Source organism: Pseudomonas taeanensis MS-3 (genome assembly GCF_000498575.2).
Classification (GTDB): domain Bacteria; phylum Pseudomonadota; class Gammaproteobacteria; order Pseudomonadales; family Pseudomonadaceae; genus Aquipseudomonas; species Aquipseudomonas taeanensis.
Map to the genome: position 1 here is coordinate 294,008 of NZ_AWSQ01000006.1, position 11,692 is coordinate 305,699.

General features: G+C 66.3%; 9 protein-coding genes. 1 reads left to right on the forward strand and 8 read right to left on the reverse strand.

Annotated features, from left to right (window positions below):
- The first annotated feature begins 61 nt into the window (after positions 1-61).
- Positions 62-496, forward strand: a complete 435-nt coding sequence (locus tag TMS3_RS19255; RefSeq protein ID WP_025166930.1) for an RrF2 family transcriptional regulator — start codon at positions 62-64, stop codon at positions 494-496.
- Positions 497-573: 77 nt separating this feature from the next.
- Here the strand turns inward: TMS3_RS19255 and TMS3_RS19260 are convergent, their stop codons facing one another.
- From TMS3_RS19260 to nhaC, 8 genes are all read right to left on the reverse strand, one after another.
- Positions 574-1,281, reverse strand: a complete 708-nt coding sequence (locus TMS3_RS19260) for an NAD(P)H-dependent oxidoreductase (RefSeq protein WP_025166931.1) — start codon at positions 1,279-1,281, stop codon at positions 574-576.
- A 296-nt stretch (positions 1,282-1,577) separates the two neighbouring features.
- Positions 1,578-2,996, reverse strand: a complete 1,419-nt coding sequence (locus tag TMS3_RS19265; protein WP_025166932.1) for an aldehyde dehydrogenase family protein — start codon at positions 2,994-2,996, stop codon at positions 1,578-1,580.
- Positions 2,989-4,191, reverse strand: a complete 1,203-nt coding sequence (locus tag TMS3_RS19270) for a pyridoxal phosphate-dependent aminotransferase (RefSeq protein WP_025166933.1) — start codon at positions 4,189-4,191, stop codon at positions 2,989-2,991. Before TMS3_RS19270 ends, TMS3_RS19265 begins: the two co-directional genes overlap by 8 nt.
- A 19-nt stretch (positions 4,192-4,210) precedes the next feature.
- Entirely contained in the window at positions 4,211-5,821 is a 1,611-nt protein-coding gene (locus tag TMS3_RS19275; protein ID WP_025166934.1) for a 5-guanidino-2-oxopentanoate decarboxylase, read from the reverse strand.
- Between the two features lie 10 nt (positions 5,822-5,831).
- Complete coding sequence (locus TMS3_RS19280) at positions 5,832-7,925, reverse strand: acetate--CoA ligase family protein (protein ID WP_025166935.1); 2,094 nt, start codon at positions 7,923-7,925, stop codon at positions 5,832-5,834.
- A 10-nt stretch (positions 7,926-7,935) separates the two neighbouring features.
- On the reverse strand, positions 7,936-9,096 hold the full coding sequence (locus TMS3_RS19285) for an acyl-CoA dehydrogenase family protein (RefSeq protein ID WP_025166936.1): 1,161 nt from the start codon (positions 9,094-9,096) through the stop codon (positions 7,936-7,938).
- A gap of 30 nt (positions 9,097-9,126) precedes the next feature.
- Positions 9,127-9,918 (reverse strand): enoyl-CoA hydratase/isomerase family protein, encoded by a 792-nt coding sequence (locus TMS3_RS19290; RefSeq protein ID WP_025166937.1) that lies wholly within the window; start codon positions 9,916-9,918, stop codon positions 9,127-9,129.
- A 256-nt stretch (positions 9,919-10,174) separates the two neighbouring features.
- On the reverse strand, positions 10,175-11,671 hold the full coding sequence (nhaC, locus tag TMS3_RS19295) for a Na+/H+ antiporter NhaC (protein ID WP_029866487.1): 1,497 nt from the start codon (positions 11,669-11,671) through the stop codon (positions 10,175-10,177).
- Between the last annotated feature and the right edge of the window lie 21 nt (positions 11,672-11,692).

The following is an 11,692-nucleotide window of genomic DNA, read 5'->3' on the forward strand; positions in this document are numbered from 1 at the left end:
GCTAGCTTATGAGCTGTGAGTCACACCGCACCGCCCCTAACTCTCGGAGCCCACCAACCCCATGAGCCAGTCGACCCGACTGATCACCGCCTCCTACATTCTTTCTTTCGTCGCGGCCAACGCGCCGCAGAAGCTGCGCACCGAAACCATCGCAAAATGGGTCAAGACCCATCCGACCCGGGTACGTAACTTGGTCGCACTGATGGTCAAGGCCAACATTCTCAAGTCCTACCGTGGCGCCCGAGGAGGCCTGACTCTGGCCCGACCACCGCAGGAAATCACCCTGAGCGACGTGTACGACGCGGTACAGGAAAGCTCGCTGATCGCCGAAAAGATCGATAACCCCTTTTCCGGGATGGAAGATCACTGCAAGGTCCATGAAGTCTTCCTCAGTCTTTTTGCCCTGATGGAAAACAACATCCGCCAGGATCTGCAGAAGATCACCGCCGATCAGCTCTTTGTCGCGTTCGACACCCCCCGCGAGGCCAGAGGCTGACCCCTGCTCAGCGGAAGGCAACAGCGGGAACAATGTGAGCCAGCTGATTGGCAGCCCCCTTCCCCGATAGCCTCCGCTCAAGCCCGCTGCAAGGGATAAAGCCGCTCGTCGAACTGCTGCAGGCGCGGAAACGCCAGGGGTTGATCACGCTCGAGCCCGCTCAAGCGCTGCTGGTAGGCGACGAGGAACTCCTCACGCGCCGCATGGCTGATGTAGGGCACATGCCAGGCGACGAAGGGCGGCAGCACATCCATGCCGACATAGGCCAGGGTGCCGCGCAACAGCGGCCGCAGCATGTCCTCCAGCGGACCATGGATGGCGCCCTCGCCGAACATATGCTCGCGGCCGCCCAGGGTCAGACTGACCAGCACCCGCTTGCCGGCCAGGCCGCCCTGATCGTAGAAGCGCTTGCCGCCGTAGCAGACCCCGCTGACCAGTACCCGGTCGATCCAACCCTTGAGAATGGCCGGCACCGAGAACCAGTACAGCGGGAAGTTGAGGATCAGCGTGTCGGCCCACAGCAGCTTGTCCAGCTCGCTCTGGATATCCGCGGCCAGGCCGCCGTTCTTCGCCCCCAGACGCTGCTCCAGGGCATACACCAGGTAATCCGGGTCCTGCCGTTCGCTGAAGTCGGCGGCGCTGGCCACCGGGTTCCAGTTCATCGCATACAGATCGGAGACCTGCACCTGATGGCCCTGGCCCTGCAGGGTCTCCACGGCCAGATCGCGCAGGGCCGTGGTAAAGGATTGCGGCTCGGGGTGGGCGTGGACTATCAGTACCTTCATAAAAATTTCCTTTGAACTTACAGGGCCTTTGCAGGGTGGGTCAGCCGCAGGCGTAACCCACCAAGCGGGTATCAGGCCAATCAGGCCGACACCGCGGGGCGTCCATGGTGGGTTACGCCGCTGCGCGGCCCACCCTAGGTTTAGGATTACCGACTCATACATTTCAAGATCTCGCGAGCTAGAGCGAGACAAGGCAAAAACAGTCGTGGAAGCGGAGTTTACGAGCAGTAAATGAGCATTCCGCGGCTGTTTTTAACGCCGTATCGCCGACGCGCAGCAGATCGTTGACATAGCTCTCAGCACTGCACGGCCTTGATTTCGACAAATTCGGCCAACCCCTCCTCGCCCCACTCGCGGCCATTGCCCGACTGCTTGTAGCCGCCGAACGGCGCGCGGTAGTTGAAGGCCGCGCCGTTGATGAAACACTGCCCGGCGCGCAGCTGCCGCGCCAGACCCAAAGCGCGCTCTGGCGTGCCGGCCCAGACGCCACTGGACAGACCGAACGGCGAGTCGTTGGCCAGTTGCACGGCCTGCACTTCGTCGGCGTAGGGAATCAGGCAGAGCACCGGGCCGAAGATTTCTTCCTGGGCGATGCGCATGCGGTTATCCACGTCGGCGAACAGGGTCGGTAGCTGGTAGAAACCACGCTCCAGCCCGCTGGGTACTGCGACGCCGCCACACAGCAGGCGCGCGCCTTCTTCCTCACCGATGCGGATGTAGTCGCGTACCGTGCGCAGCTGCCCGGCCGAGCACATCGGGCCGAGAAAACTCTCGGGGTCCAGCGGGTCACCCAGACGCAGGCTAGCGGTCTCGGCCACGGCCAGTTCCAGGGCTTCGGCATAACGGCTTGCCGGCAGCAGCATGCGGGTCAGCGCGGTGCAGGTCTGCCCCGAGTTGAGCATCACGTCCTGCACGCCATAGCGCACCGCGGCGGCCAGGTCGGCGTCTTCCGCGATCAGCAGCGCCGACTTGCCACCCAGTTCCAGGCACACGCGCTTGACCGACGGCGCGGCGGCCTGAGCCACGCGCACCCCGGCACCGGTGGAGCCGGTAAAGGAGACCATGTCCACCAACGGATGCTTGGCCAGCGCCTCGCCGACCTTGGCGCCCGGCCCGCTGACCAAGTTGAACACCCCGGCCGGCAGGCCAATGGCCTCGATCATCTGCGCCAGCAGGAAGGCATGCAGCGGAGTCTCCTGGCTCGGCTTGACCACCACCGTGCAACCGGCGGCCAGGGCCGGGGCGAGCTTGCCGAGCAACTGATGCAGCGGGTAGTTCCACGGATTGATAAAGGCGCACACCCCCACCGGCTCGCGAATAACCAGGGAGTTGCCGACCTCGCGCACCTCATCCATCAGGGCGGCGAGCTCGGCATAGTGGCGCAAGCCTTCGAGCGGCCCGTCCACCTGAATCGAGCGGCACCACTGCACCGGCATCCCCAGCTCGGCAGTGATCAGCGCGGCCATCTCATCGCCACGAGCTTCGAGCTGCGCGGCCAGGGCCTGGATATAGCCGGCGCGCACGCTGGCCGGAGTCGCGGCCCAGGCCGGAAAGGCCCCGCGCGCGGCCTGTACCGCACGCTCGACGTCGCGTTCGTCGCCCAAGGGCACCTGGCCGATGGCCTGTTCGGTCGCCGGATTGAGCACCTCGGCCAGGCCGCTGCCCGCGGGCGCGACCCAGGTTCCATCGATATACAGCTGGGTGTGCTTATGCATGGCAGGTTTCCTCGAGCCGTTCCTCGATCAGCTCGGCGGCGCAGCGGGCGATGCGCCGGCAGGCGTCTTCCAGCGGCCCGCTGCCGAGCACCAGGCCCAGGCGGATATGCCCGGCGGCACTGGGGCCGAAGGCTTCGCCGGCCAGCACCGAAACGCCATGCCGGTCGAGCAGGCGGTCGGCGAACGCCTGGGCGGACAGCCCGGTGGCGCGGATATCGACCATCACGAACATTCCGCCGTCGGGCTTCAGGGCGCGCAGCCCAGGTCTGTCGGCGAGACAGGCGCAGACCAGATCGCGGCGCTGCCGATAGGCTTCACGCATCGCCTCCAGCTCCGGCATTTTCGCCTCCAGGGCGACACAGGCGGCGTCCTGGATGAAGTCCGGCGAGCCGTACAGCATGCACAGCGCCAGGTTACCCAGGTGTTCGGCCAGCGCCGGCGGCGCCACCACCCAGCCGACCCGCCAGCCGGTCATGGCGTGGGACTTCGACAGACTGTTGAGGGTTGCGGTGCGCTCGGCCATGCCCGGCAGGCTGGCCGGGCTGACGTGCTCGCCCTCGTACAGCAACTCGCTGTAGACCTCATCGGAGATCAGCCACAGATCATGGCCGATACACAGTTCGGCCAGGGCCTCCCAGGTGGAACGCGGCAAGCTGGCGCCGGACGGGTTGTGCGGACTGTTCAGCACCAGGGCGCGGGTGCGCGGGGTGATGGCCGCGGCGACATCCTCGGCCTGCACCCGGAAGCCGTGCTCGGGGCGCACCGGCAAGGGAATCACCTTGGCCCCGCAGGCGCCGAACACCGCCTCGTAGGTCACGTACATGGGCTCGGCGACTATCACTTCATCGCCGGGTTCGAGCACGCACTGGGCCACGCAGAACAGCGCGCACTGGCCGCCGGCCAACACCACCACCTGATCGGCCGCGACCGTTTGACCGCTGCGCATACGATGGCGCTTGGCGATGCTCTCGCGCAGCGCACGCTTGCCGGTGACCTCGGTGTAGTGGGTATTACCGGACAACAGGCTGTCGATGGCGGCCTGTACGATCGGCTGCGGGGTGTCGAAATCCGGGTCACCTACCGACAGCAGCAGCACGTCCTCGCCGCGCTCCTGGCGGGCCAGGGCGCGGTAGTGAATGTCCCAGGCGGCGGCGCCGTCACCGGCGATACGTTGGGTCAGGGTGGAAAAACGCATGGACATCTCCTTGCCCGCCTTATTGGGCGTAGGCGTGCTTGAGTTCGATCAGGGTCACGCCGGGATGGCTGAAGCCCGCTGCCAGCTGCTCTTGCAGCTGATCCAGGCTCTGCGGCTGCAGTACCCGACAACCGAAGGCACTGGCCAGGGCGGCGAAATCCGGGTTGCGCGGCAGCACGCCAATCGGCTCGATGTCCAGGTCGAGCATATCGTCGCGGATCTGCCCCAGGGCATCGTTGTTCCACAACAGCACCACCAGCGGGCTGTCCAGTTCTTCCACGGCGGTAGCAAGTTCCTGCACGGTGTAGAGGAAGCCGCCATCGCCGACCAGCACCAGGCCGGGCCGTTCGGGCGCGCCCAGCTTGGCGCCGATGCCGGCCGGCAGGCCGTAGCCGAGGGTGCCGTAACCGGTGGGGTGCAACCAGCTACGCGGGGCGCGGCTAGGGAACAGGTAGTTACCGCTGTAGGCCAGCTGGGTCATGTCGGTGCTGATAAAGGCGTTGTCCGGCAGCACCGCGGCGATGCGCGCCAGGATCGCCTGGTGAATACGCTGCAACGGTCCCTGGCCGTCCTCGACCGCGGCGCGCAAAGCGGCCACCGCCTGAACGGCAAGCGCCGGATCGCGCACCTGCTGCGGCAAGCGCGCCAGCAGCGCCTCGAGGGTCTGCCGGGCATCGCCCTTGAGCGCCACGGCGCAGGGATAGAAGTCGTTGAACTTGCGCGGGTCGATATCCACCCGCAGCAGCTCGCCGGTCAGCGGCAGGCGCTCGCGCCAGAAATCGGTGTCGGCCATTTCGCTGCCGACCGCGAGGACCACGTCGGCCTGCTCGATCAGCTGCCAGCCGGGTTCGACGCACAGGGTGGCGCCGGCATGCAGCGGCGCCTGGGTTGGCAGCAAGCCCTTGCCGGCGACGCTGGTGAACAGCGGCGCGGCCAGCCGTTCGCTGAGCGCCGCCAGTGCCGCGCCGGCCTCCAGGGCGCCGCCACCGGCGATGATCATCGGCCGCTTGGCGCCGGCCAACTTGTCCGCCGCCTGCTGCAGCGCCTCGGCGCTCGGCAGGCCACGGCCCGGCCGACGCACCACCTCGGCGCTCCAGTCCCGCGCGATGGGCGCGGCCAGTACGTCCAGCGGCACCGAGATATGCACCGGGCGCGGCCGTTCGCTGTCGAACACCGCAAAGGCGCGGGCGATCAGCTGCGGCAGATCCTCGGCGCTGGTGGCCACCGCCGAGAACGCGGTGATCGGCGCGGTCATCGCGCGCTGGTCCTGGGTTTCGTGCAGACAACCCCAGCCCTTGCCGAGGCTGGCGCTGTGGTTGACGCTGGAGATCACCAGCATGGGGATCGAGTCGGCATGGGCCTGGCCGATCGCCGTGGCGGCATTGGTCACCCCGGGGCCGCTGATGACGAAGCACACGCCCGGCTTGCCGGTCACCCGCGCATAGCCGTCGGCCATAAAGCCGGCGCCCTGCTCGTGGCGGGTCAGTACGTGGCGAATGCCACTGCCGGGTAGGCCGCGATAGAGCTCCAGGGTGTGTACACCGGGAATGCCGAACACGGTGTCGACGCCGTAGTTGCCCAGCAGGCGCACCAAGGCTTGGCCGCCGGTAAGGTTGTGGTTCTCTTGCATGATCATTTCCTCAGTCCTGGGCCAGGCGAATCAAGGCATCCACCGCGACGGCGCCCTGGGCATCGAGCAACAGCGGATTAACGTCCAGCTCCAGCAGCTGTTCGGCGTGCTCGCCGGCGTAGTCGGCCACCGCGCGAATCGCCTGCACCAGGGCGTCCAGATCAACCGCCGGACGGCCACGAAAGCCTTGCAACAGGGGCGCGCTGCGCAGGCTCAGCAGCGCCTCGCGGATCGCCGCATTGTTGGTCGGCAACAGCAGGCTGCGGCTGTCCTTGAGCAACTCGACGAGAATCCCGCCGGCGCCTAGCACCAGCGCCAGGCCGAAGCCGTTCTCGCGCTTGACGCCGACAATCAGCTCGGCCAGCGGCGGTGGCGCCATGCGCTCCAGCAGCACCTGCTCGAAGGGCAACTCGGGGGCATGCCGGGCCAGGCTGGCGCGCATGTCCTCGAGGGCGGCCTGCAGCGCCTGGTCGTCGCCCAGATTGAGCGCCACGCCACCGGCTTCGGTCTTGTGCGGCAGCGCGCTGCTGACCACCTTGAGCACCAGCGGATAACCCAGCGCCTGCGCCGCTTGCAGCGCCTGGCCCGGGGTGCTCAACAGGCCCTGCGGCAACGGCAGGCCGAAGGCGCTCAGAGCCTGCTTGGCCTGCCACTCATCGAGCAGCCGGCCTTGGCCCGTCAGGGCTTGCGGGCAGATCGGCAGCAACGCCGATTCACCGCGCGCCAGCAGTGCCGCGCGGCGCTGCTGGTAGTGGGCGACGCGGCCCCAGGCCGCCAGGCCATCTTCGACCCCTTGCAGGGCCGCCACGCCATGGGCGTGCAGGCGCTCGCGAGCACTGGCCGGGAGCAGCTCGGGGAAGGCCGAGGCGACGAAACCCAGCTTGCCGTGGCGCGCCAGCGCGGCGCAGTACAGCTCCAGCAGCAGGTCGCACTGCGGGCGCTCGCCCGAGGCTTGATCGGGATAGTCGAGCACCAGCAGGGCGGCATCGGCCGGGCTGCGCAGGACGCTGTCGAGCATGCTGTCGAGGGCGTCGCGATCGCCCCAAATGGCCGTGGTGAAGTCCAGCGGGTTGACGATATTGGCGTAGCCCGGCAGCACCGCGGCCAGCTCGCTGCGCTGGCTGTCATCCAGTTTCGGCAAGCTCAGGCCGTTGCGCTCGGCGTAGTCGGCGATCAGTCCGGCATCGCCGCCGGAACAGGCCAGCGCGGCCAGGCTCGGCCCCGCCGGCAGCTGGCCGCAGGCGGCCGCCTTGAGGGTTTCGACGAAGCTCACCGGGCCGCTGACGCGGATCACTCCGAGGCGCTCGAACAACGCGTCATACAGCGCATCTGAGCCGGCCAGGGAACTGGTGTGGCTGAGCGCCAGCTCGGCGCCGATCTGCGAGACGCCGGTCTTCAGGGCGATGATCGGGATGCCCTTCTGCAGCGCCTTGTGCGCAGCGCGAGCAAAACCTGGGACGTTGTTCAGCCCCTCCAGGTGCAGGCCGATGGCGGTGACGCGCGGCTCATCGAGCAACACGTCCATCAATTCGGCGACGCCAATTTGCGCCTGATTACCCACCGAGGCCATATAGGCCACCGGCAGCGAGCGGTCGCTCATCGACAGGTTGTAGGCGAAGTTGCCGCTCTGGGTCAGCACCGCCACGCCCTGCTCGACTACCTTGCCGCCATGAGCCACCGGCCACAGCGCGGCGCCGTGCAGGTAGTCGAGCAGGCCGTAACAGTTCGGCCCGAGCAGCGCCATGTCGCCGGCTGCGGCGAGCAAGCGGGCCTGCAGCGCCTGGCCCTCTGCGCCGGTTTCGGCGAAGCCGGAGGCGTAGCAGATGGCGCCGCCCGCGCCCTTGGCGGCCAGTTCGGCCACTGCCTGCACGGTCAACTCCTTGTTGGTGGCGATGAACACCGCATCCGGCCCGCAAGGCAGCTCGGCGACGCTGGCGACGCAGGGCACGCCTTCCAGCTCGGCGTGCTGCGGATTGACCAGCCACAGCTGGCCTTGGTAACCGCCCTCGACGCAGCGCTTGAGCGCGCGGGCCATGCTGCGGCCACCGATAAAGGCCAGATGGCGCGGCGCCAGCAAGCGCTTGAGGTTGTCTCTTTGGCTCATGACGATCCCCTCAGCGCAGCAACGGGCGCAGCAGTTCGCGGGAAATGATGTGACGCTGGATCTCCGAAGTGCCTTCCCAGATCCGCTCGATCCGCGCGTTGCGCCAGATGCGTTCCACCGGGCCTTCGTCCATCAGGCCCATGCCGCCGAAGATCTGCACCGTCTCGTCGGCCACCTTGCCGAGCACTTCGCTGGCCAGCAGCTTGGCCATGCCGGCGTCGCCGTCGGTCATGCTGCCCTGGTCCATCTTCCAGGCGGTGTGCAGGCACAGCAGCTCGGCGGCGCGGATCTGCGTGGCCATGTCGGCGAGCTTGAACGACACCCCTTGGTAGCTGCCGATCGGCTGACCGAACTGCTTGCGGTCGGCAGACCATTGCAGGGCCAGATCCAGTGCCCGTTGCGCCTGGCCAACACAGTTGGCGGCGACCATCACGCGGCCAGCGGTGAGCCAGGCATTGGCCACCTCCCAGCCCTTGTCCACTTCGCCGAGGACCTTGCTCGCGGGTACCCGGCAGTCATCGAAAAACAGCTCGTAGGTGTGATAGCCACGGTTGCTCACGCACTTGGGCCCGCGGCGTATGGTCATTCCGGGGGTATCGCGATCGACCAGGAAAGAGGTCACGGCGTTGCGCTTCTTGCCGTTCTTCTCATAGCTGTCGGTGACCGCAAAGACGATGGCGAAATCGGCATGCCCGGCGTGGCTGATGAAGTGCTTGCTGCCATTCAGCAGGAAGTCATCGCCGTCGCGCACCGCACGGGTCTTGATCGAGTTGGCGTCGGAGCCGGCGCCCGGCTCGGTGAGGGCGAAGCAGTCGATCTTCTCGCCCTGGATGCAGGGCAGCAGGTAGTCCTGAATCTGCTCGCCAGTGCAGGCCATGAGGATCTTTGACGGCCGCGCGACGAACACCTGCAAGGCCCAGGAGACCTTGGACAGCTCACGTTCGATCAGCGCCTGGGACAGGTAATCGAGGCCGCCGCCACCCACCTCCTCCGGCATGTTGAAGGCATAGAAGCCGGCGGCGATGGCCTTGCCACGAATCTGCGCGGCCAGCTCCGGGGATACCGCATCGGCGCGGTCGACGGCCTCTTCATGGGGCAGCAGTTCCTTCTCGACGAAGCTACGTACCGCATCGACCAGCATTTCTTGTTCTTGGCTCAGTTGAAAGTTCATCGCTATGTCCTGTGGCAAGGGGGCGGCAGTTCAGCGGCCGATAAAGAGGGGGGCGCGTTTTTCCATGGCGGCGCGCAACGCTTCGCCACCATCTTCGCTGCGACCGCAGAGCAACCCGGCGCGGCGCTCGGCTTCGAGCTGCTCGGCCAGGCTGCGCTGGGCTCCGTCTTCGATCAGGGTCTTGGTCTGGGCGAAGGCGAAGGTCGGACCGCTGGCCAGTCGCGTAGCCAGTTCGCCGGCGACTGCCAGCAACTGCTCATCGGCGCAGATTTCACCGACCAGGCCGGTAGTCAGGGCACGCTCGGCGCCCCACAGCTCGTCGAGGAACAACAGACGCTTGGCCTGCTCGCTGCCGATCAAGCGCGGCAGGTGCCAGCTGGCGCCGGCATCCGGTGAGTAGGCCATGCTGGTGTAGCCGGCCTTGAAGCGCGCCGACTGCGCGGCCAGACGAAAATCACAGCACAGCGTCAGGTCCATCCCGGCGCCCACTGCGGTGCCGTTGATGGCGGCGATGGTCGGTTTGGCAAAGCCATGCAGGCGGGTCATCAGGGCATGCGCGGCCTCGGTCCAGCCGTAGCTTTCCAGCGCGCCACGGGCCTCGGCCGCAGCCCACTCGGCAAGGTCAGCGCCGGCGCAGAAGCTCTTGCCGCTGCCGGTCAGCACCAGCACACGCACAGCAGGATCGGCACTGAGCTCGTCGAGCAGCGCATGCAAGGCCTTGATCGTGGGGATGTCCAGCGCGTTGCGTTGCTCGGGGCGATTCAGGGTGATCCAGGCGGCGCCGCCGGCAACCCGCGTCAACAGATTCGATGCAGTGTTCATGGCAATCCTCGACTTCTTATTCTGCTAACAAGGACGGCATAGGCGTCCTCTCTGGGGAGCAATACTAAACACTTGTTCAGTAACATGGCAATCGTCGAGAGCCTTTGAATAAATAATCTATCCATCTGTATTTATTAGACTTTTTGTTAATTCACGACTACGTGTTACAACTTCGCACAACTGCTTACGGCGCAGAAACACAAAGGCCCGACCGTTGCCGGCCAGGCCTTTGTCTTGCACTCGGCGAGGTCGGGACTTAACTGGTGGCGCCTACCAGCGGCTTAGCCGTGGGGGACTGCGCTTGCGGCGCGTCGTCCTGGCTGGCCAGCGGCAGGATCTTGATGCAGAAGATGCCGTAGATCAGCGCGATGATCGGGTTGATCCAGTTGAAGAAGGCGAAGGGTGCGTAAGACAGGGTGGCGACGCCCAGGGTCGCGGCCATGTAGACGCCGCAGGCGTTCCAGGGGATCAGCGAGGAAGTCACGGTGCCGCCATCCTCGATGGTGCGCGACAGGTTGACCGCCGCCAGACCGCGCAAACGGTACTCTTCCTTCCACATCTGCCCCGGCAGCACCAGGGACAGGTACTGGTCACCGGTCAGCACGTTGACGCCGATACTGGTGGCCAGGGTCGCGCCAATCAGGGCGCCGACCGAGTGCACGCCGCGCACGATCAGGCCGAGCAGGAAGCGGATGAAGCCGATGCGTTCGAGCACTGCGGTCATCATCATCGAGCAGAACACCAGGAACGCCATGAACACCATGCCGGCCATGCCGCCACGGCTGAGCAGGCTGTCCACCACCTCATTACCGCTGTGCGAAACGAAACCGGTCGCCATCACCGTCCACAGGGCCTTGACCACCATGAGCGCGCCGCTTTGCTCGCTATCGGCCATGAAACGCTCGATCACCGGTGCCTGGAACAACACGGCAAACACACAGGCCAGCGCACTGCACAGCATGATTGCCGGGAACGCCGGCGCCTTGCGCACCGACAGCCCGAGCAGGGCCAGCAGCGGAATCAGGTTGTACCAGGCGATGTTGAACGAACCGGCCAGCTGCGCCTTGAGTTCACCGACATTGGACACCGCCTCGCCCTGAGCATCGGCATTCAGCGCCAGGATGCTGAACAGCACCAGGGCAATCAGGAAGCTGGGCAGCGACACCCAGGCCATGTGGCGGATATGGGCGAACAGCTCGGAACCTGCGACGGCCGGGGCCAGGTTGGTGGTTTCCGACAGCGGCGACATCTTGTCGCCGAAATAGGCGCCAGCCACCACCGCACCCGCGGTGATTTCCGCCGACAAGCCGAAACCGTGGGCGGTGCCCATCAGGCCCACGCCGATGGTCGCGGCGGTAGTCCAGGACGAGCCGATGCACATCGAGACGATGGCGCAGATCAGACAGGCCAGCGGGTAGAAGAAGGCCGGCGACAGCAGGCTGAGCCCGGCATACAGCAGGGTCGGCACGGTGCCGGCGATGATAAAGGCACCGATCAGCACACCAATCGACAGAAAGATGAAAATCGGCGCGACCGTCTTGGCGTTGGTGGCGGTGATCTCGCTTTCCAGTTCGGCCCAGGTGACGCCGTTCTTCATGCCGATCAGGGCGGCGAAGCAGCCGACCATGATCAACGCGAGTTGCAGCGGACCGGACATCGGATCGTCGAACAGACTCAGCGAGCCGGCGATCAGCGCCAGCAGGACGGCGCCGACCAGCAGCGCGTCCAGGGCGGACAGTTTGCGGAGCTTCATTGTTGTTATCTCCCAAAGACC